The sequence below is a fragment of the Acidiferrobacter sp. genome (genome assembly GCF_054609335.1).
Map to the genome: position 1 here is coordinate 15091 of NZ_JBTRWP010000029.1, position 21079 is coordinate 36169.

Genomic DNA, 21079 nt, shown 5'->3' on the forward strand with positions numbered 1-21079 from the left:
ATGACGCCAGAAGATCCCATCTCCGACGACAACCAGACCCAATCTCCCACCCTGCGCGTAGTCCCGATGCCCGCGGACACCAATGTCGCCGGCGACATTTTCGGGGGCTGGATATTATCCCAGATCGACATCGCCGGAAGCGTAGTCGCCCATCGCCGTGCCCACGGGCGCGTGATCACCGTGGCGGTCAACGCCGTGCAGTTCCACAAGCCCGTGTTCGTCGGCGACCTAGTCAGCCTTTATGCCCGCGTCGTGCGGGTCGGGACGACCTCGATCACAGTCGACGTCACCGTCTATGCCGAACGTTTCAGTAATGATACCCATGCCCAGAGGGTACGAGTCACAGAGGCGACCTTGACCTATGTGGCCATGGGGCCGGACCGTAAGCCCCGACCGGTGCCTCTTCAGGACCCCGACTACGGGGATCGTGTCTAGGAGCTGTGCGCCTGTCCGTCCGGCTCGGTGTGGTGGGCCTCGAACACGAAGTCCCCGGCGCGCGTGCCGACCTCGATCACATCCCCGGGTCCAAAGCGCCCCTTCAGTATCTCCTGCGCGAGCGGGTTCTCGAGATACTGCTGCACCGCCCGCTTCAGGGGCCGCGCGCCGTAGACCGGATCGAACCCGGCCTCCGCGAGCCTATCGACGGCCTCGTCGGAAAGTACGAGACCGAGGTCGCGCGAACGCAGCCGATCGACGAGATAGCCAAGCTGGATGGTGGTGATACGCCGCAGATCCTCACGCCCGAGCGGATGGAACACCACGATGTCATCGACGCGGTTGATGAATTCGGGCCTGAAGTGCTGGCCTACGATCTCCATCACCGCCTCCTTCATGCGTCCATAGTTGGCTTCTCCGGCCAAGTCCTGGATGACCTGCGAGCCGAGATTGGAGGTCATCACGATGATGGTGTTGCGGAAATCCACGGTGCGCCCCTGTCCGTCGGTCAGACGCCCGTCGTCTAGCACCTGTAAGAGCACATTGAAGACATCGGGATGGGCCTTCTCCACTTCATCCAACAGCACGACCGAGTAGGGGCGTCGGCGCACCGCCTCCGTGAGATAACCGCCTTGCTCATAGCCCACATAACCCGGGGGCGCTCCGATGAGGCGCGCCACCGCATGCTTTTCCATGAACTCCGACATATCGATCCGCACCATGGCCTCATCGGCATCGAACAGGAAGGACGCAAGCGCCCGACACAGTTCGGTCTTGCCAACACCCGTGGGGCCCAGGAACAAAAAAGAACCGTTTGGCCGGTTCGGATCGGAAAGCCCGGCGCGTGAGCGACGTATAGCGTTGGCCACCGCGGCGACCGCCTCGCGCTGACCGACCACGCGCTTATGGAGGTCATCTTCCATGCGCAAGAGCTTCTCCCGCTCCCCTTCCATCATCCGCGAGACCGGGATGCCGGTTGAACGCGACACCACTTCCGCGATCTCCTCCTCGCCCACCTCCTTACGCAGAAGCTTGGTGCGCATCGGCTTGCCGCGCGCCGCCAGCTGCTGCTCGAGCTCTGGAATGCGACCGTACTGGAGTTCCGACATACGCGCGAAATCGCTGGCACGCCGTGCGCTCTCCATCTCGACACGGGCCCGATCCAATTCCTCCTTGATATGCTGTTCTCCTTGCAGCGCCGCCTTTTCGGAGCGCCAGACCTCCTCGAGATCCGCGTACTCACGCTCGAGCCGGCCGATCTCCTCTTCGAGCACCGCCAAGCGCTTGCGGGAGGCCTCGTCGGCCTCCTTCTGCAACGCCACTCTTTCGATCTTGAGCTGGATCAAACGCCGATCCAGTCGGTCCATGGATTCGGGTCGGGAATCGATCTCCATGCGGATGCGCGCTGCGGCCTCGTCGACCAGATCGATCGCCTTGTCCGGCAATTGCCGGTCAGTAATGTAGCGATGCGCAAGCGTAGCGGCCGCCACGAGCGCCGGATCTGAGATATCAACCCCGTGGTGCACCTCGTACTTCTCCTTCAGGCCCCTCAGGATCGCGATCGTATCCTCGACCGAAGGCTCATCTACCAGGACCTTTTGAAAGCGCCGCTCGAGCGCAGCATCCTTTTCTATGTACTGGCGGTACTCATCCAGGGTCGTGGCACCGATGGCGTGGAGTTCGCCGCGCGCGAGCGCGGGCTTGAGCATATTCCCCGCATCCATCGCCCCCTCAGCCTTGCCCGCCCCCACCATGGTATGGATCTCGTCGATAAAGAGAATGACGCGCCCTTCCTGCTTCCCGAGATCCTTCAAGACCGCCTTCAGCCGCTCCTCAAACTCACCGCGGAACTTGGCCCCGGCGATAAGCGCACCCAAGTCCAGCGCAAGCAGCCGGCGGCCCCGCAGACCCTCGGGCACCTCGCCGTTCACTATGCGTTGGGCGAGCCCTTCGACAATCGCCGTTTTGCCGACGCCGGGCTCACCAATCAATACCGGGTTATTCTTGGTGCGCCTTTGTAGGACCTGCACTGCCCGACGGATTTCGTCGTCGCGCCCGATGACAGGATCAAGCTTGCCTTGAGCGGCCCGCTCGGTGAGATCCACGGTGTAGCGGTCGAGCGCCCCGCGTTGCTGCTCGGCATTCTGATCCTCCACCTTGCCCCCGCCGCGCCATTCCTCTATGGCCTGCTCGAGGGCCTGCCGGGACGCCCCAACCTCGCGCAAAATCTGGCCCGTATCGCCCTTGTCCTCAAGCGCCGCAAGCAAAAAGAGCTCGCTTGCGATGTATTGATCACCGCGCTTCTGGGCGTACTTATCGGTGACATTCAAAAGCCGTGACAGATCGTTGCTGATATGCAGCTCGCCGCCCGAGCCTTCGACACTCGGCAACCGGTCAAGAAGGCCATCCAGGCGCGTGCGCAAGGCATCGACGGCGACCCCCGCCTTCGCGAGCAGAGGGCGCACGCCGCCTTCCTGATCGAGCAAGGCCGCAAGCAGATGGGCGGGCTCGATGAATTGGTGGTCCCGACCGACTGCAAGCGATTGCGCCTCGCCCAGCGCTTGTTGAAACCGATTGGTAAGCTTGTCCATCCGCATTGCCGCGATCCTCTCTCTATCCGCCCTAAGAAATGGGGGGTCTTTGAGGGAGTTTCAAGCCGCTGCCCGTAGCGGCCTCGGCAAAAAAAGCGTGCAGCGGGACCCTAAGAGGCGCGGCCGAGGCCCGGCAAGAGGGCCGTAAGCCCCACGGCCATGAACTGCACGGCCATCGCCGCAAGGATCAGCCCCATGACACGCGTGGCGATATTGAGACCCGCCGTCCCCAGACGCACGCCTATGGGTTCGGCCAGACGCAGAACCAGCCAGACCACGATGCCCACGACCAGAATGCCGACGCTCAAGCCCAACTCCGCGCCCAGACCATGCGCCTTCTGAGCGTCGACGATGACGAGACTGATGGCCCCGGGCCCGGCGAGCAGAGGGATCGCCAGGGGGACCACCGCGATATCCTCTTTGGATTCGGCCTCCGCATCCTCCTCGCGCGTATGGCGGGCGGGCGTGGATTTGGCGTGGAACATGGCGATGGCGATCAAGAGGACCAAAAGTCCCCCCGCGATGCGAAACGCGGGCACACCGATACCGAAGATTTCGAGCAGGCGCTGCCCCGACCAGACGGCGACCATGAGGATGGCGGCCACCGCCGACGCGGTCTTGGCGGCGATGCGCCGCATCTCCTTGCGCGATCGACCGGCGGTGAGCGTAAGAAAGAGCGGTATCGCACCCAAGGGGTTCAAAATCGCAAACACACCCACCAAGTCCTTGAGCACGGTGTCCTCCCTGCGTTATGTCCGGCTTCTTATAGCCTCCCCGGACCGGCGGGCGGTTCAGGTGGGCGTTACGAGCGCGAGCGAAAAATAACCATTGTCCGCCTCTTCATGGCGGCGCCACCGGAAACCCGCCGCCTCCACGAGCGCCTTCATACCCTCAGGCGTGAACTTACGGCTGATCTCGGTGAGTATAGTCTCGCCTTCCACGAAGCGCGTGACAAGGCCGATGCGCGACATGGACACTTCGTGTGTGCACTGCGCCTGCAAATGCATCTCGATTTGTCCCTCGTCCTCGTTGAAAAAGGCTACGTGCGCAAAGCGGTGCTTATCGAAATCGGCATCCAGGCGGGTATTCAAGACCTTGAGCAGATTCAAATTGAATTGCGCGGTGTAGCCGGCCGCATCATTGTAGGCGGCGTCTAGGACGTGCTTTTCTTTGATGCGATCGAAGCCCAGCAAGAGAAAATCCTCGGGGCACATGGCGCCGCGCAAGGCCGCGAGGAAGGTCAAGGCCTCGTCATGGTTCAGATTCCCTATGGTGCCCCCGAGGAACAGAAAAAGGCGCGGCCCCTCTGAGTACGGGAGCGCCGGCAGGTCGACCGCGTAGTCACCCACCAAAAGCTCCATGTCGAGCCACGCATAGCGCGATCGAAGACGTGCCGCCGCCGCGCGCAAGGCCTCGTCGCACACATCGAATGGCTGGTACCGGACGCAGAAACCCAGCTGTTCGCACGCCGCGAAGAAGTGATCGGTCTTCTCTGAGGATCCGCTGCCGATCTCCACCAGAGTCCCGGGGGCCACCTGATCGAGGATCCCGCGCGCATGGCGCGCAAGCAGCGCCGACTCAGTGCGTGTCGGGTAGTACTCCGGGGTACCGCAGATCCGTTCGAAGAGCAAAGACCCGCGGGCGTCGTAAAAGTATTTCGGGGGCAAGTGCTTGCGTGGTCCGGCAAACCCTCGGCGCACGTCCCGATCAAGCCCCGACGACCGCGACGATCCTGGCAGACGCACGAGCGCGAATCCGGTCTTGTCGCGGGTCCCCGGCCGAACGCCCAGTCCATCGACTGCTCGCGTATTCTGTTCCATGACACCTCCTAGTGATACAACCGAACGCTCCCTTGCCGTAGAATGCGGGCTATGTGTCGCCTGGCAGCCTACCTCGGACCTTCTATATCGCTCGCGCGGTTTCTCCTAGCGCCCCGACATGGACTGACCCAACAATCCTACGCACCCCGCGAGATGCGCGACGGGCACGTCAATGCCGATGGCTACGGCATCGGCTGGCGCGCGGACGACGGGGCGCTTGCGCGCCTGACCTACAGCACCCCGATCTGGGCCGACCACAACCTGCCCACGCTCGCGCAGCATATTCACGCCCCCTTATGGGTTGCGAACGTCCGCAGCGCCACGGCCGGGCTCGCCAATCACCCGGCCAACACCCAGCCCTACGCCGCCGACGGCCTGTTGTTCCTCCACAACGGCTATTTGGCCGACTTTCCCGCGATACGCGCGCGCCTGCGCCGGACCTTTTCGCATGACATAGAGTGCTCCATCGAAGGCACGACGGATTCGGAATACCTCTTCGCGCTCCTGCGCCAAACCCTCATCACCGCCGATTTCGACGTCCCGGAGGCCCTGCGCGAGACCGCGCGGAAACTGTTCGATGAGTTCGGCGTGGAACGCGGCCTCCTCAATGTCGTGGTGACCGACGGCGAACGCATCCACGCCCTGCGCCATGCCATGGGCGCCCTGTCGCCCAGCCTCTACTTCACGACCGACGACGAAGAGTATCCGGGTGCCGCCTTGATCGCATCGGAACCCTTGACGGAGGGGCCGTATTGGCAAACGGTTCCCGAGCATCATATCCTCACCGTCGATGGCGATAAACCCGCCCAACTCATATCGTTATAAGCTTATGGACGCCTCGCTCTACGCCACCCTCCAAAAAACCCGGGACGCAGCCCGCATTCTCGCGCAATCGGTCCCGCCGGCCGATCGCCGTCGTATGCTCCACAAGGATTTGAGCCCCCTGCTCTGGCATCTCGGGCATATGCTGTACATCGAACAGCAGTGGGCCGGGGAGCGGCTCGCGGGCCTTGCGCACGACGACACCCGCGCACAGCTCTTTCGGCCGGACGGACTGCGCAAGGCCGAGCGCGCAGCGCGCGTCCCGACGTTCGACGTCCTTGCTCGCGACTGGGACGATTGGCAGGGGCGCTTCCCAGAACTCCTGGCGAGCGCCGAGTCCGCGCGCCCCGACCACCCGCTGCTTGCTCGCGACTTCTTGCTGCGCTTTCTGATTCAGCACCACGGTCAACACCTGGAAACTATGCATCAGGCGCTCGTGGCACGCGCGCTCGACAGGGATACAGGCACGTTCCGTCCCGCACAGACCCTGAGATCAGCGCCACTGACGTTCTGTTATCGCGCCTGGACCGGCGGCCATGGTCGCATCGGTGACGACAGACCCGATAGCTACGACAATGAGCGCCCAAGCCACGATGTGCATCTGCCTGCGTTTGCCATCGCCGAGCGCCCGGTCTCGAATGCCGCCTACCTTCGATTCATGGAGGATGACGGTTACCGCAATAACCGCTACTGGACGCATGAAGGCCGCCATTGGCGCGATCATGCAGGCGCCGAAGCGCCATGGCATTGGCGCCGTAACTGCGACGAGCGATGGTATGGCGTAGATATTGCCGGCCCCATAGAATTGATATCGGATGCGCCGGTCTCGGGCCTGTGCGCCTACGAGGCGCGCGCCTTCGCCCGCTACGCACATGCGCGATTGCCGCACGAAGCCGAATGGGAGCTCGCCATGCGCGACGGGCTCCTCCTGGAGGTGGGCTCTGCCTGGGAGTGGTGCGAGAACCGCTTCTATCCCTATGCCGGATTTCGCGCGTTTCCGTATCGTGGCTACTCCATGCCCTGGTTTGATGGAGCCCATACAACCTTGCGCGGCGCGAGCGTCTACAGCGCAGATGCAACCCGGCGCGCCTCGTTCCGGAATTTCCACGTCGCCGACAAACGCCACATTTTTTCTGGAGTACGCCTGTGTCATCTCTCACGCCCCACACACTGATCGTAAACCAAGTAAGGATCGCTCTTGAAGAAGATGTGGGGTCCGGGGATCTCACCGCCCTGCTCGTGCCTGCGCGCCCTGCGCGTGCGGTCTTGCGCACCCGCGAGGAGGGCGTGCTATGCGGACGCGCGTGGTTCGACGAGGTGTTCGCGCAACTCGATCCGGCGGTACGCGTCACCTGGCAAGCGCAGGACGGGGACCGCATGGTGGCCGGTGCCGGGCTCTGCGAGATCGAAGGCCCGGCGCGGGCCTTGCTGACCGGCGAGCGTACCGCGATCAATTTCCTGCAGACCCTGTCGGGAACCGCTACCCTCGCGCGACGTTACGCAGACGCGGTGGCGCATACTAAGGCGCAGATCCTCGACACCAGAAAGACCCTGCCCGGCCTCAGGCTTGCCCAAAAATACGCGGTCCGCTGCGGCGGCTGCGCCAACCATCGCGTGGGCCTCTACGACGGCATACTCGTCAAGGAGAACCATATCGCGGCGGCGGGGTCGATAGCCGCGGCCTTGGTGCAGGCTCTCGAGCTTGCTGCCGGCCGCATGGTCGAGATCGAAGTCGAGACCTTGGGGCAGCTTGAGGATGCGCTTCGGGCAGGGGCGCCGCGGGTCCTCCTCGATAACTTCGCGCCAGCCGATCTGCGCCAGGCCGTTGCACAAACGGCTGGACGCGCCCTGCTCGAGGCCTCCGGCGGCATCACGCTTTCCAACGCGCGCATTTATGCCGAGACCGGCGTCGACTTTCTTTCGGTGGGAGAACTGACCAAGTCCGTGCGCGCCCTCGACCTCTCCTTGCGGTTTTCTCTGAGCTAAGCGCGGGCTGTCTGCGGCCTTAAGAGCGCCTTCTCAATCTGTTCGTTGAACACAGGTATGTCATCCGGCTTGCGGCTTGAGATGAAGCGGCCGTCGACCACCACAGGCTCGTCCGTCCAAAGGCCTCCGGCGTTCTTCAAATCCACCTCCAGACTCGGCCAGCTCGTGAAATGCCGCCCTGAGACGAGGCCGGCATTGATCAAAAGCCACGGGCCGTGACAGATAGCAGCCACCGGATGACCGGTCTGTGCGAAACGGCTCACGAACTCAATGGCTCGGGCGCTCAGACGCAATTGATCGGGATTGGCGACGCCACCTGGCAGCACGAGCGCATCATAGTCCTCGGGGCGCGCATCCTCGACCGCCTTGTCCACCGTAAACTGCGTGCCCGGGGTCAAATGATTGAAACCCAGCACTTTCTCGCCGCGCTTCTTGGGAGCGATGAGATCCACCGCGGCGCCACGTTCTTCGAGGTACTTGCGCGGCTTCTCGTACTCGACCTGCTCGACCCCGTCGGTCAAAAGCATGGCCACGCGCTTGCCTTGCAGGCTCTTCGCCATGGTGTCGTCTCCTTAGAGTCTTGTCGCTATGGGCTTGCGAGTATTACGCAATCCAAGCCAACGTCGCCATCCGCCCGCAGACCGGTGTCCTGCGGTAGGAAAAGAGATCGGGATCCGAAAAGCTGCTCTGGCCTCCTCCGTAGACGGCCTCGATGCCCATAGCCTTCAGTCTAAGGCGTGCGAGCGCGTAGAGGTCCGCGTAATAACGGCCCGACGTGTTCGGTGTGAAGGCCGCGCGCGCCTCGCGCCCGAAGGCGCGCCGGACCTCGTCTGCGACCTCGTAGTCGGCAGGGCCTATGGCCGGCCCGAGCCACGCCACAAGCTGCGAGGGCGGCACGGGCAAGCGTGCGACCCCGGCCTCGATCACACCCGCCGCCAATCCCCGCCAACCGGCATGGACGACGGCCACGCACCGTCCCCTACGATCGGCGAGTACGATCGGCAAGCAATCGGCGGTGAGCACCGCGCACACGACGCCTGGGCGCGTCGTAAAGCTGCCATCGGCCTCAGGCGGCGCCGCAAAAGGCGCCCCGGCATCAACGATGGCCCGCCCATGAACCTGATTCAACCAAAGCGGCGTTCCCTCGATCCCCATTTCCCGCTGGAGCGCGATGCGATTGGCCGCCACATCTTGCGGCACGTCGCCCACATGGGAGGCGAGATTCAAAGATGCGTACGGACCCATACTGGTCCCGCCCGTCCGCAGGGTGGTGAAGGCGCGCACGCCGAGCACAGGCCACGCCGCGGGCAGGATGCGTATCATGTCCCAAACTCCTCTCGCAGAGCGCTAAGCGCTTGTGTGAAATCGGCCGGCCGTGGCGCCTCAAATGTCATGGGCTCGCCGGTCTTCGGGTGCCGCAGGGAGAGCCTACGCGCATGCAGGGCCTGGCGCGCAAGGATATGTCGGGTGCGACCGCCGCCATAAGTCTCATCGCCCACGAGCGGAAAACCCAGGTGCGCCATATGCACACGGATCTGGTGGGTGCGGCCGGAATGGAGCCTGACCTTGACCAAGCTGTAGGGGCCCAGGCGCTCCATGACCGCGAAATCGGAGCGCGCCGGCCGCCCGCCGCTACGCACACTCATGCGGGTCCTATGGCGAATGTCGCGCCCTATGGGGGCGTCCACCGTGCCCTTTGCGGGCGGACTGCCGATCACGAGCGCCTCGTACTCACGACCCATCTCGTGGGTCTTCAGCTGACCGATCAGCGACAGGCGGGCGGCCTCAGTACGGGCCACGACCAGGGCACCCGAGGTGTCCTTATCCAGACGGTGCACGATCCCCGAACGCGCAAGCGGCGCCAATTCCGGGGCATGATGCAAGAGCGCATTTTGCAGGGTACCCTGCGTGCAGCCTGCCCCCGGATGCACGACGAGCCCGGCGGGCTTGTCGATCACGATCAGCGTCTCGTCTTCAAAAATCACGTGGAGCGGGATGTTCTCGGCGGCGACATCGGCGGATCTAGGCTGCGGCAGATCGAACTGCACCAGCTCGCCGCCGCGCACCAATGCCGTGGCGGCCACGGACTTGGCGTCGATGGTAATACGCCCCTCGCGCAGCCAGCCCTGAAGCGTCGTACGCGAGAATTGCGGTAGTCGGCGCGCCAGCGCCCGATCGAGCCTGAGCCCCTGTTCCGCACCCGACATCTCCAGACAAAACTTAAGCTCGTCTTCCAAACCCTTTCCGCTCACGCCAAATCCGGTTAAGCTTGCATCGGCATATTAGAGAGGTAGGCATGCGTCCCCTGTCCCGCGTTTTTCTCGTTTTCGCCCTTGCGGGTCTCACGGCCTGCGGCCGCGACCATCACAAGACCCATCACTGGCCGGCCCAGCGATTCTACGCTAGCGCGGTAAGCTCCCTCAAAGCCGGGAATTATCACCATGCGGTGCGCCTGCTCGAGGAGCTCGAGGCAAGCTATCCGTACGGACGCTACGCGGCGCAAGCCGAGATCGTCGTGGCCTACGCTTATTACAAGTCCGGCGAGTCCGATGCCGCCATCGCGGCCACCAAGCGCTTTATACGCCTCCACCCGACCGACCCGCGCGTAGCCTATGCCTACTACCTCCAAGGGCTGGTCAATTTCAATAAAAATAGAAGCATAATTGAACGCGCCTTTGGCGTGAACCAGCTACAGGGCCGCGATACCACCTCGCTCCGTGCGGCGCTTAGGGCCTTCGAGACGGTCATAAAGAAGTACCCGCACAGCCAGTACGCCGCCGACTCAGCAGAGCGGGCGAACTATCTCACCGACATCCTTGCCCGCAACAATATCGCGGTCGCCCGCTACTATTACATTCATGGCGCCTATGTCGCGACCGCCAACCGCTGCAAGCGCGTCATCGAGCACTATCCGCGGACCCCTGCGGTCGCCGACGCCCTGGGCCTTATGGCCATGGCCTACGAACGCATGGGCATGGTGAATTTGAGCCGCGACACAGCGCGCATCCTGGCGCGCAACTTCCCCCAAAGCCCCTACCTCAAGCGCTTGCGGCGCGCTCACGTGCTTGGCGGCTCGTAGGAGACCGTCACGGGATAGCGCCAGTCGCGCCCAAAGGCGCGTGCCGTTACGCGCGTGCCCAAGGGTGCCTGCTTGCGCTTGTGCTCGGCGCCGCGCACCAAGCGCAAGATCTCATCGACCAGCCGTTTATCGAATCCGGCGGCGATGAGCTCATCGGCGCCCCAATCCTGCTCGACGTAACGCCTGAGTACCGCATCCAGCACGTCATAGACCGGGAGACTGTCGCTGTCTTTTTGATCCAGGCGTAGTTCCGCGCTCGGGGCACGCTCGATGACGCGCAAAGGGATGACTGCGCCTTGCCGATTCCGATAACGCGCCAAGGCATAGACGTCGGTCTTGAAGACGTCCTTCAGCGGGGCATAGCCGCCCGCCATGTCCCCATAGAGCGTCGTGTACCCGACCGCAAGTTCGCTTTTATTGCTGGTCACGACCACGAGACCCCGATGGGCATTGGCGATCGTCATAAGCAAGGTGCCCCGGATCCGCGCCTGGAGATTCTCCGCGGCCAAGGATCGGCCGGGGCCTTGCCAGAGTAATTCAAGGGTCGCTGCGAACTCGTCGTAGAGGGTATCGATCGGGACGACCGAAAGCGCAAGACCAAGCGCCTTTGCCTGCGCGTGCGCATCCTCGACGCTCATCGCGTGCGTATAGCGTGACGGCATCATGACAGGCCGCAGCGCCACGTGCGGCAAGGCGTCATGGCACAAGGCCAGCGTCAGTGCCGAATCGATACCGCCCGAGAGCCCCAACACCACAGTCTCGAACCCGTTACGCCCGACGTAGTCGGAAAGGCCCAGCTTCAAGGCCTCGTACAGCGCCTCCTCGCCCGATGGCCACGGCGCGCAAACCCCGCCCTGGGGGCGACCGGCAGCATCGAAATGGGCGATCAAGAGTTCTTCGACGAAACCCGCGGCGCAGGCCTGGGTCTTACCTGTCCCATCGACGACGAACGACATCCCGTCGAAGACGAGTTCGTCCTGTCCGCCCACCATGTTCACGTAGGCAAGTGCCACGCCGCCCTCGATGGCGCGGCCGGCGGCCACCTGCAGGCGGAGTCTATCCTTGTCGCGATGGTAGGGTGAGGCATTGACGTTGACGACGATCTGCGCACCCGCCGCCGCGGTGTCACCGATGGGCCCCGGCTCCCATAAATCCTCACAGATAGTGACGCCGATCTCAGTACCATTGACGGTACCTACGAGCGGCCTATTGCCGGTCGCGAAGTAGCGCCGCTCGTCGAATACGCCGTAGTTCGGCAACACCTGCTTGCGGTAGAGGCCGGCGATCACCCCATCATGAACCCACGCGACGGCGTTATACAGTCTCCCGTCTTCGGCCCAAGGGAGCCCCACCAGCATATCGATCCCCGGACAGAGCGCCGCAAGCTCCAAGGCGGTCGAGCGCGCGCGGGCCACGAAATCGCCGCGCAGCAGCAGATCCTCCGGCGGGTACCCGGTCAGCGCGAGTTCCGGAAACGCGATCAGATGCGCCTTGTGCTCATCGCGCGCCGCGCACGCGAACGCCGCCATGCGTCGCGCATTGCCGGCGATATTGCCAACCTCGCAGCGCATCTGGCAGAGCGCCAATGTCACCATTATCGCGCCAATCGCTCAGCCAGGGCCCGGCCCAGGCGCGCCGGCGAGTCGACTACCGTGACGCCAGCCGCGCGCAAAGCGGCCTTCTTCGCCTCGGCTGTGCCAAGCGCCCCTGCAATCACCGCCCCGGCGTGCCCCATGCGCCGACCCGGAGGCGCGGTCGTCCCGGCGACATAGGCGACCACGGGCTTTTTCACATGAGCGCGTATGTAATCGGCCGCGTCCTCCTCGGCCACTCCCCCAATCTCGCCCACCAGCAAGATCCCTCGGGTGGCCGGGTCAGCCTCGAAAAGCTCGAGACAATCGATGAAGCCAAGGCCGTGTACGGGATCACCGCCAATGCCGATACAAGTGGTCTGCCCGAGTCCTTCGGCCGTGGTCTGCGCCACCGCTTCGTACGTCAAGGTACCGGAACGCGACACGATGCCCACGATCCCCGCTTTATGGATGGGGCCTGGCATGATCCCGATCTTGCACTCCCCGGAGGTGATGATCCCCGGGCAATTGGGCCCGATAAGGCGCGTGGTCGCAGGGAGAAGCGCTTTCACGCGCAACATATCCGCCGCCGGGATTCCCTCCGTGATGCACACCACAAGGCCGATGCCGGCGGCCGCCGCCTCCAGAATGGCGTCGGCCGCCATGGGCGCCGGGACGTAGATCACCGAAGCGTCCGGGCGTAGAGCAACCATGGCTTCGGCCACGGTATCGAACACCGGCCGATCGAGGTGTCGCGTGCCTCCTTTGCCCGGCGTCACGCCACCTACGATGTCGGTCCCATAGTCAAGGGCCTGCTGGCAGTGAAACGTCCCCTGCTTGCCAGTGAAGCCCTGGCAGAGGACGCGGGTTTCTTTGTGGATGAGCACACTCATGCCGCTTGTGCCCGGCGCACCGCAAGCTGCGCCGCCTCCTCCAGATCCTGCGTAACGTCCCCCAGAAGACCGCCCTCGGCAAGCAGCTGGCGGCCCTCCTTCTCGCGCGTGCCAACGAGTCGCACCACGATCGGCAGCGCCCGCCCGAGGTCGGAGGCGGCTAACAAAACGCCCTCGGCGATCAAGTCGCAGCGCACGATGCCACCGAAGATATTGACGAGCACCACCTTGACGCGCGCGTCGCGGGCCAGCAAACGCAGAGCCTCCGCGACCTTTTGCGCAGTCGTACCCCCGCCTACGTCAAGAAAGTTCGCCGGGCGCCCGCCGGCCTGGGCAATGAGATCCATAGTGGCCATGGCAAGCCCCGCCCCGTTGACGAGACAACCGATATCGCCGTCGAGACTGATGTACTGGAGACCACGGCCGCGCGCCTCTTCATCCTTGGTGTCGCTTTGCCGCGGATCCCGCAGGTCTTCGAGGGCCGCCTGCCGAAACAAGGCGTTGTCGTCAATCTCGATCTTGCCGTCGCCTGCCACGAATCGACCATCTTCTCGCAACATGAGCGGATTGATCTCCACCAGGAGCGCGTCGCACTCCACGGCCAGGGCGACCAGCGCTGTTACGACGTCCCCAAAGGCCGCGACCGCGCGACCCGAAAGCCCAATCTCCCGGGCCAGACCGCGGCCCTCATAGGGCAAAAAGCCACGCAGGGTGTCTATGACCCGCGAGGCGGGCTGGACCCCTTCCTCGACGCCCATGCCACCCTGGCGTCCGGCGAGCACCACGCGCGCGCCCGCGCGCCGATCCAACACACATGCCAGATACAGCTCCGAAGCCGCCGCCACCGGCGCCTCAATCAATAGTGCATCAATCGGCAAACCAGAGGCCGTAGTCTGGCGCGTCACAAGCCGCGTCCCCAAAAGGGCTTGCGCATGCGCCGCAACCTCGCTTGCCGCCACGACCCGCACTCCGCCGGCGTGTCCGCGGGCCCCGGCGTGGATCTGCGCCTTCACCACACACTGCGGCGTGGCCAGCGTGGCGAGCGCCATCGCGACCTCCTCCACCGCCGTCACGACCACCCCCGGGGGCGTGGCAATCCCGTGGGCCGCGAACAAGGCCTTAGCCTGATATTCATGCAGACGCAACGCAAGCTCCTCCACCATCGAATTCTGTCGCTATTATGCCACAGAGTGCCGGCGCATCTTGCAGCGCCCCGGGGCCATCGCTACCATGGCCGCACGCTCAACGAGGGTACCCCGTGTTCAGCTTTCGACGCCGCGCCGCGCTTGCGGTCCTGGGCGCATTTCTCGCGGCCTGCTCGCGCCACGACACCCCCGCGACCGGGGCGCCGGTGGTCGTCGACGTCGGGTATCCGGTGGCGACCCAGGTTGCGAAGATGCGCAGCGCCGTAGGGGACATCGAGCCTGGTGCAAGCCCGGTCGTGATCGCGCCGCGCGCGGCGGTCGTGAGAGAAATCGCCGTACGGACGGGATCGGCCGTCGCGCGCGGGCAAATCGTGGCGACACTGCGCCCGACCGGGACCCGCCAGAACCCCCCAAAACCCCTCGCGATCCGCGTGCCCGTGGCCGCCACCGTGACGCGGGTCTTCGTAAGCGTGGGCGAACGGGTACGCGGCGGACAGCGGCTGTTCGCGCTTGGCGGCGCCTCGATCCGCACCGCCCGCGCCCCGTTCCCCGCCAGCCTGCAGACGATCTTGCATGAAGGCCAACGGGTGTTCGTACACAGCCCGCTGGCACCGCGCACGCCGCTCAAGGCGACCATCATCCGGCTGACACACCCCAAAAAAGGGAACGCCATCTATGCGTGGATCGATTTGCCGCCGCGCCGCGGCTTTCCCGTGGGTAGCCCCTTACGGGTCGACGTCGTGACGGCAACGCATACAAGGCTCGTGATCCCGCGCAGTGCCGTCTCCTTGCGCAGCCCCGGTGCCGTCGTATTCGTGGTGCGCAAGGGTAAGGTGCTGGAGCGGCGCATAACGACGGCCCAAACCCTGCCGCAAGGCGTGGTCGTGCGGGCGGGACTGCGCGCACAAAGCGAGATCGTGACCCATGCCCAAACTCGCTTGACCTCCGGTATGCGGGTGCATGTAGAGCGGCCGCAGGGGCCCTGAAGACGGCGACCCACCGTAGGCCCTTGGCCTGCCCCAGAATGCTATCCTAGGCGCGCATGGCGCCAGACTATCCGCTACGGGAGGTTTCGTCTGATCATGAAAAACCGTCTGACCCTCGCACTCATTCCAGTGCTGCTTGCCTGGACCGCCCCACAAGCGCCGGCCGCCGACCTGAAAACCATCTTTCTCGCGGCCCGCACCCATGACATGCGCTATCGGCAATCGGGGGCATCCTATCGCGAGGCACGTACCATAGGCCCCGAGGCGCGCGCCGCCTTTCTGCCCCATGTCTCGGCGGGGGCCAACGTAAGCTACAACGACCTCACGAGCCGAATCCTTGGGGGCTCGTCGACTTTCGTCTTCCCAAGCGGCCACTTCACGTTCAATGCCCATGGCTACGGGGTGTCCGTAAGCGAGACTCTGCTCGACATCCAGGCGCTCTATGCCTACCACGCTGCAGGTGACACCATCCGCGCCGCCCGCAGCCGCTACAAGCTCGCAAAAAGCCGTCTCGTCCTCACCGTATGCGCCAAATACTTCGGCTATCTCCTCGCGCGCGACGATCTACACCTAAGGCGCGCCGAGGCGCGTGCGCTGCGCGCTGAGTACGCCTCGGCGATGCGCAGTTTTCATCTGGGGCGCGCGCCGATCACCAACGCCGACGAGGCCCACGCGCGTTACGAGGCAGTCCGCGCCACCACCCTCGCTGCCAAAAACGCCGTGCGCCTGGCCCGCGCCCGCATCGAACGGATGACGGGCGCGCCTGTGCATAACCTTTGGTCCCTCGATCTTCACCATACGCTCCCACACCCAGACACGGGCGTACTCGTGGCCGACGAGGCACGCGCCATGCGTGACAATCTCGTCTTGCAAGCCGCGCGCGGGCAGGCTGCGGCTGCGACCGCCTACGCCCATGCCGCGTCAGCGGCCCGTTACCCCACCGTCACAGCCCAAGCCAGTTACAACTATGCCCGGGCCGACAATGGCGAGTTCGGTTTCGGGACCGTGCTGCGCGACAAGACCATAGGGCTCGACCTGAAGCTGCCGATCTATCAGGGGGGCGAACTATCGGCGAAGAGCGCGCACGCCGCAGCTACGGCCTTCCATGCGCACGTGGCCGCCTTGCGTATCCAGCGCCGTGTTCGCTTCGATGTCCGCCAGGCCTTCTTGAATGTGCGTAATGGTTATGAAGAAATCCGCGCCCTCAAGTCCGCCCGACTCGCTGCGCGCCAGGCTCTTACCTCCGAGCGCCTCGGCGTGCGCGTGGGGATACGCAACAACCTTGACGTGCTGCGCGCCGAACAGGCCTATTACCGATCCGAGCGGAATGTCGCGCGTGCGACCTATGACTATCTCCTTGGTAGACTCGAACTGAAGGCGGCGGTAAGTCATCTGACGGCTGGCGATATCGACCGGCTCAATGCGCTCCTAAAGCCGCCATCCGTATCAACCACGGCGAGCAACGGCTACCCGGCGGCGGGAGTTGGCACACGGCCGTGATAGACTCCGCGGCCATCAGCTGCTCATTTTTCAGCAGTGTGGCGGAGGTGCCGCAGGATATGTGGAACGCGTTATCAGGCCCCCAGCCCTTTCTGCGTCACGAATTTCTCCTGGCCCTCGAAGAGAGTGGATCGGTCGGCGCAGGTACGGGTTGGCGCCCTGAACCTTTGGTCGTCCGCGAGGGCACGAAGCTTGCGGCACTTGTACCGCTCTACCGCAAGTCGCACTCCTATGGCGAATACGTCTTCGATTGGGCCTGGGCGCGCGCCTACCAGGACGCCGGCCTGAGCTACTACCCCAAGCTTGTCGCCACGATTCCTTTCACGCCGATCACAGGCCCGAGGCTTCTCTGCGGCGAGACAGCGCGGCAGGCGGCCCTGACGCAAGCCGCGGCCCGAGCGTTGCGCACGCACGCGGCACGCACCGGGGCGTCATCCGTACATTGGCTTTTCACCACCACCGACGACAGTGAACATCTTGCGCAGGAGGGCTTCTCCCGACGCACCGGATTCCAATTCCATTGGCAAAATGGCGGCTGGTCGGACTTCACAGATTACTTAGCGGCCTTGTCCGCCCCCAAACGCAAGAATATCCGGCGCGAACGCCGCCAGGTGGCCTCGGCCGGCGTCCAATACACCTTCCACGAAGGAGCCGATCTCAACGAGGCCCTCTGGGATGCCTTCTACGATCTCTACCTGGCCACGATCGCGAAATATGGCGCGATACCCTACCTCACGCGCGCATTCTTCTCCCGTATCGGGGCCACAGTCCCCGGCGTCATCCTTCTCTTGGGTACCCTCGACACCAAGATCGTGGCAGGCGCGCTCTTCTTCCGCGATGCCACGACGCTGTACGGCCGCTATTGGGGGGCCTTGGCAGCCCTCCCGGGCCTGCATTTCGAGACCTGTTACTACCAGGCGATCGATTATTGTCTCGCCCATGGCCTTGATCGCTTCGAGGCCGGCGCCCAAGGGGAACACAAATTGAGCCGGGGTTTTCTGCCGACGCCGACCTACTCCATGCATTGGCTGGATCATCCGCAATTCCACAGGGCGGTGGACGACTACCTTGCGCGCGAAAACGCGGGCCTTGAGATCACCTTGAACGAATTGAACGCACACACGCCGTTTCGCAAGCCATCATGACACCGATTGCCCGAGACCTGGATCGCCCGCAGCTGCGCGCCTCCGTCTCGCCCCTGCCCCGCCGCCCTCTCGGGGCCGTGCTAGCGATGGGTGCCGCACATTCGAAGGCGTCCTGGCGTGTCGAATACCGGAGACGGGTGTGATCGCCTGGCTTACCCGCGATTCCCTGGCGTTCCCGCCGGCCGATGAAGCGCCGCCGGATGGCCCCCTTGCAGTCGGCGGGGACCTGTCGGCCGCGCGTCTGCTGCGCGCCTACCAAGCAGGGATCTTCCCCTGGTACAACGAGCCGCCGATCTTGTGGTGGTCCCCCGATCCGCGCATGGTCCTTCTGCCCCATGAACTGCGCATCAACCGCAGTCTCGCCAAAGCCATGCGCAAGCGCGCTTTCGATATTACTTTCGATACGGCGTTCCCCGCCGTGATCCGCGCCTGTGCTGCCCCACGCGCCAACGCCGACGGGACCTGGATTACGTCCGACATCACAGCCGCCTATGAAGATTTGTTCCGCCGCGGCCATGCCCACAGCGTTGAGGCCTGGCAGGACGGGGTATTGGTGGGGGGACTCTACGGCGTCACGGTGGGCGGCGCCTTCTTTGGGGAATCCATGTTCAGCACGGTAAGCTATGCATCGAAGATCGCGTTCGCACAGCTCGTCTTCCGGCTGCGCGAGAACGGTTTTTCCTTGATCGACTGCCAAGTCGCTTCGGACCATATGGCTGCGCTTGGGGCACGAAACATCTCTCGTCACACCTTCCTCCAATACCTGCGCGTCGCGGTCGATCAAGCGATCCCGGCCGGACGCTGGGAGACTGCATCGGAGACCTTGCCATGAGCGTCGCGAAGACTGCGCCGCACCTCTTTCTGTCTACAGCCCACGCCTGCAGCTACCTGCCCACCCAAACGGCGAGTACGCTCTTTATCGACCCCCGCTTCCCAGTCACCCCCGAACTTTTCGGTGACTTCAACCGCCGCGGCTTTCGCCGCAGCGGCGATCTCATCTATCGGCCGCACTGCCAAAGCTGTCAAGCCTGCGTCCCCGTGCGCATCCCGACCGAGGCCTTCGTCGCCAATCGCGCCCAGAGACGTACCTGGGACCGCAACCAGGACCTGCGTGTTTATGCGACGCCGGCGCGCTTCGATGTCGAGCACTTTTCGTTATTCCTGCGCTACCAGAACGCCCGGCACCCGGGGGGTACCATGGCCAATCCCGACGCGCCCACTTACCTGCGTTTCCTGATCGGTCGTCACTGCGACACCACATTCTACGAGTTTCGTCTCGACGGTGCGCTCGCCGCCACCGCGGTCGTCGACACGCTCTTAGATGGGCTCTCTGCGGTCTACACCTTCTACGACCCCTTGCTCTTGGAGCGCGGGCTTGGCACGTACGCCGTCCTCTGGCAGGTTGCACAAGCCCGCCGACGCGGTCTACCCTTCGTGTATCTCGGGTACTGGGTGAAAAACAGCGAGAAAATGGCCTATAAGACCCGCTTCAAGCCGCTTGAGGCCTACCGCAACGGTCGCTGGTCCGCGCTCCTCGAGCCGTAGCCGCGCGTATGCGCGCCGCAGCCTGGCACCCACGGCCCCATATACCCTCCTCTCTAGCGCGCGGCCAGACGCGCTGGGACGGTCTAAGGTCCAAAATGTCTTTACGCGCCCCCGGGCTTCGGGCATCATAAGCGCCTTCTGCGGGAGCGTGAGAGTGTCTAAGGAAGAACATATAGAAATGGAGGGTACGATTGTCGACACCCTGCCGAACACCTTGTTTCGTGTAAAGCTCGACAACGGGCATGTCGTCACGGCCCACATATCCGGCAAGATGCGCAAGAACTACATTCGCATCCTCACTGGTGACAAAGTGACGGTACAGCTTACGCCTTACGATCTCACCAAGGGTCGCATCGTCTTCCGCGCCCGCTGAAGCGTTCCGCGATGCGTTTTTTTATCGCCGCCAGCAGCGCGCCGGTAACCACATAGATATTCCATGGTTGGAGGTTGGCTCCGGACGGCGCGCGAGCGGCAGATGTGAATGTACGTTCGAGTTCATCCTTGGATACCGGTTTGTCGGCAAACCGGCGTGCTGCTCGTCGACTCAATACTGCATCGTATACATCCATAGGCGTTAATTATTTCCCTGGCTTTTCGTTGTTACGGGCGCCTGACTCGACTTTTTTCGGCCCGCGTCCGAACGCGGAACTGGGCGCGTCAAGCCTCAGTCTGTGGGAGTCTCCACGCTGTTGGTCCTGTCAGGCGCATCGCGCTGAACCCCAGTCGGGCGATATTAGGCCCGACTCCTGTTGTGACGGTACCGATTCGCGTTATCGTCCGGCAACACCCGTTCAATGACCATTGTGAGCGGCCCCCCATTATACCGGTTCAGACCGACTCCATACACACGCCGGATAGAGCCTAGTGCAGGCGCCCACCGCCGCCGGGCGACACTGAACCGCTCGGACTGGTACCGGCCCACGATAAACGGGACAATGACCCGACCCGAAAGCGTCAAGAGACTCACGCGATCCCTTCCCTTGAGGCTCATGACGCACGGTTCACGGGGTATGGCGGCGGGTATGGCGGCGGCGGGCCGGTCATGCGGGCGTTTGCTCTTGTCCCGCTTGTAGGCCTCGCCGATCCGGGCGATGCACCGCACCGCCCTCTGCGCCGAGAGATCAACCCCCGCACGCCATTCCTGGCAATAGAGTTCTCCAGAAAGTCCGGCTATGAGGAGCGCCCATCGTCCTAAATAGACTCGCTCTATTGGGTCATTGTCCGCGAAATAAAGGCTATTGATGTGTCCTGCACCAGAAACAACTGCGACGACCATGGCGATTCTCGCGATACCAGAAATGATCTGCTATCTTACCTTTGCAATATCGCGCGTATTACCTATATGAGGGACATCAAACGCGCACAGTATGTAGCAGATCCTGACCTCTATTTGTCATCTCCATTGGCACGGAAGGCCGCCCCGCAGGGTCCATTGGAAGCGACGGGTATGATGGGAGCGAAATCGGGAACGGGTGGCGCGATTAGGGTTACAAGACCGATGCTGATGCGCGTGTTGGGTGATGGCTGGCGCGTGACAGTGGCGGCGATTAGTCATCATGTT

Annotated in this window: 21 protein-coding genes and 1 pseudogene; 11 read left to right on the plus strand and 11 right to left on the minus strand. The window is 63.7% G+C overall.

Going from position 1 to position 21079, the window contains the following annotated elements; all coding sequences use genetic code 11:
- Positions 1-435, plus strand: coding sequence for an acyl-CoA thioesterase (locus tag ACYCTF_RS09120; protein WP_461283743.1), 435 nt, complete (start codon positions 1-3; stop codon positions 433-435).
- On the opposite strand, the gene clpB is transcribed toward ACYCTF_RS09120, so the two are convergent.
- From clpB to egtD, 3 genes are all read right to left on the minus strand, one after another.
- A complete protein-coding gene (clpB, locus tag ACYCTF_RS09125; RefSeq protein WP_461283742.1) occupies positions 432-3032 on the minus strand; it encodes an ATP-dependent chaperone ClpB in 2601 nt (866 codons plus the stop codon). The two genes, ACYCTF_RS09120 and clpB, sit on opposite strands and share 4 nt — an antisense overlap.
- A gap of 104 nt (positions 3033-3136) precedes the next feature.
- Positions 3137-3760, minus strand: a complete 624-nt coding sequence (locus ACYCTF_RS09130; RefSeq protein ID WP_461283741.1) for a MarC family protein — start codon at positions 3758-3760, stop codon at positions 3137-3139.
- Positions 3761-3817: 57 nt separating this feature from the next.
- On the minus strand, positions 3818-4846 hold the full coding sequence (gene egtD, locus ACYCTF_RS09135) for an L-histidine N(alpha)-methyltransferase (protein WP_461283740.1): 1029 nt from the start codon (positions 4844-4846) through the stop codon (positions 3818-3820).
- Positions 4847-4897: 51 nt separating this feature from the next.
- Here egtD and egtC point away from each other — a divergent pair, with 51 nt between their 5' ends.
- The 3 genes from egtC to nadC are packed head-to-tail and all read left to right on the plus strand — an operon-like array spanning position 4898 to position 7654.
- The gene (egtC, locus tag ACYCTF_RS09140) at positions 4898-5671 is read left to right on the plus strand and encodes an ergothioneine biosynthesis protein EgtC (RefSeq protein WP_461283739.1); all 774 of its coding nucleotides are present in this window, start codon (positions 4898-4900) and stop codon (positions 5669-5671) included.
- A 4-nt stretch (positions 5672-5675) separates the two neighbouring features.
- A complete protein-coding gene (locus tag ACYCTF_RS09145) occupies positions 5676-6842 on the plus strand; it encodes an SUMF1/EgtB/PvdO family nonheme iron enzyme (RefSeq protein WP_461283738.1) in 1167 nt (388 codons plus the stop codon).
- The gene (gene nadC / locus ACYCTF_RS09150; RefSeq protein ID WP_461283737.1) at positions 6815-7654 is read left to right on the plus strand and encodes a carboxylating nicotinate-nucleotide diphosphorylase; all 840 of its coding nucleotides are present in this window, start codon (positions 6815-6817) and stop codon (positions 7652-7654) included. The genes ACYCTF_RS09145 and nadC overlap by 28 nt, the downstream gene beginning before the upstream one ends.
- Here the strand turns inward: nadC and ACYCTF_RS09155 are convergent.
- The 3 genes from ACYCTF_RS09155 to ACYCTF_RS09165 are packed head-to-tail and all read right to left on the minus strand — an operon-like array spanning position 7651 to position 9906.
- Positions 7651-8214, minus strand: a complete 564-nt coding sequence (locus ACYCTF_RS09155; RefSeq protein ID WP_461283736.1) for a type 1 glutamine amidotransferase domain-containing protein — start codon at positions 8212-8214, stop codon at positions 7651-7653. The two genes, nadC and ACYCTF_RS09155, sit on opposite strands and share 4 nt — an antisense overlap.
- A 43-nt stretch (positions 8215-8257) precedes the next feature.
- A complete protein-coding gene (gene pgeF / locus ACYCTF_RS09160; protein WP_461283735.1) occupies positions 8258-8977 on the minus strand; it encodes a peptidoglycan editing factor PgeF in 720 nt (239 codons plus the stop codon).
- Positions 8974-9906: an RluA family pseudouridine synthase gene (locus ACYCTF_RS09165; protein WP_461283734.1), complete on the minus strand. Its 933-nt coding sequence runs from the start codon at positions 9904-9906 to the stop codon at positions 8974-8976. Before ACYCTF_RS09165 ends, pgeF begins: the two co-directional genes overlap by 4 nt.
- 44 nt (positions 9907-9950) lie before the next feature.
- Between ACYCTF_RS09165 and ACYCTF_RS09170 the strand changes: the two genes are divergently transcribed.
- On the plus strand, positions 9951-10733 hold the full coding sequence (locus ACYCTF_RS09170; protein WP_461283733.1) for an outer membrane protein assembly factor BamD: 783 nt from the start codon (positions 9951-9953) through the stop codon (positions 10731-10733).
- Here the strand turns inward: ACYCTF_RS09170 and ACYCTF_RS09175 are convergent.
- The 3 genes from ACYCTF_RS09175 to sucC are packed head-to-tail and all read right to left on the minus strand — an operon-like array spanning position 10712 to position 14360.
- Positions 10712-12328, minus strand: coding sequence for an NAD+ synthase (locus ACYCTF_RS09175; RefSeq protein WP_461283732.1), 1617 nt, complete (start codon positions 12326-12328; stop codon positions 10712-10714). The two genes, ACYCTF_RS09170 and ACYCTF_RS09175, sit on opposite strands and share 22 nt — an antisense overlap.
- Positions 12328-13197 (minus strand): succinate--CoA ligase subunit alpha, encoded by an 870-nt coding sequence (gene sucD, locus ACYCTF_RS09180; protein WP_461283731.1) that lies wholly within the window; start codon positions 13195-13197, stop codon positions 12328-12330. The genes ACYCTF_RS09175 and sucD overlap by 1 nt, the downstream gene beginning before the upstream one ends.
- Complete coding sequence (gene sucC, locus ACYCTF_RS09185) at positions 13194-14360, minus strand: ADP-forming succinate--CoA ligase subunit beta (RefSeq protein WP_461283730.1); 1167 nt, start codon at positions 14358-14360, stop codon at positions 13194-13196. The genes sucD and sucC overlap by 4 nt, the downstream gene beginning before the upstream one ends.
- A gap of 95 nt (positions 14361-14455) precedes the next feature.
- Between sucC and ACYCTF_RS09190 the strand changes: the two genes are divergently transcribed.
- The 6 genes from ACYCTF_RS09190 (at position 14456) to infA (ending at position 19891) form a co-directional block, all read left to right on the plus strand.
- Entirely contained in the window at positions 14456-15328 is an 873-nt protein-coding gene (locus ACYCTF_RS09190; protein WP_461283729.1) for an efflux RND transporter periplasmic adaptor subunit, read from the plus strand.
- 96 nt (positions 15329-15424) lie between these two features.
- Positions 15425-16828 (plus strand): TolC family protein, encoded by a 1404-nt coding sequence (locus ACYCTF_RS09195; protein ID WP_461283728.1) that lies wholly within the window; start codon positions 15425-15427, stop codon positions 16826-16828.
- Entirely contained in the window at positions 16825-17973 is a 1149-nt protein-coding gene (locus ACYCTF_RS09200) for a GNAT family N-acetyltransferase (protein WP_461283727.1), read from the plus strand. The genes ACYCTF_RS09195 and ACYCTF_RS09200 overlap by 4 nt, the downstream gene beginning before the upstream one ends.
- Positions 17974-18112: 139 nt before the next feature.
- Entirely contained in the window at positions 18113-18805 is a 693-nt protein-coding gene (aat, locus tag ACYCTF_RS09205; protein ID WP_461283726.1) for a leucyl/phenylalanyl-tRNA--protein transferase, read from the plus strand.
- Complete coding sequence (locus ACYCTF_RS09210; RefSeq protein WP_461283725.1) at positions 18802-19518, plus strand: arginyltransferase; 717 nt, start codon at positions 18802-18804, stop codon at positions 19516-19518. Before aat ends, ACYCTF_RS09210 begins: the two co-directional genes overlap by 4 nt.
- 154 nt (positions 19519-19672) lie before the next feature.
- Positions 19673-19891: a translation initiation factor IF-1 gene (gene infA / locus ACYCTF_RS09215; protein WP_065970641.1), complete on the plus strand. Its 219-nt coding sequence runs from the start codon at positions 19673-19675 to the stop codon at positions 19889-19891.
- Position 19892: 1 nt separating this feature from the next.
- Here the strand turns inward: infA and ACYCTF_RS09220 are convergent.
- Together ACYCTF_RS09220 and ACYCTF_RS09225 are read right to left on the minus strand one after the other, a co-directional pair.
- Positions 19893-20087: pseudogene (locus ACYCTF_RS09220) on the minus strand (nitroreductase family protein); the annotation flags it as partial.
- A 164-nt stretch (positions 20088-20251) separates the two neighbouring features.
- A complete protein-coding gene (locus tag ACYCTF_RS09225) occupies positions 20252-20794 on the minus strand; it encodes a hypothetical protein (protein ID WP_461284793.1) in 543 nt (180 codons plus the stop codon).
- Positions 20795-21079: the final 285 nt, after the last annotated feature.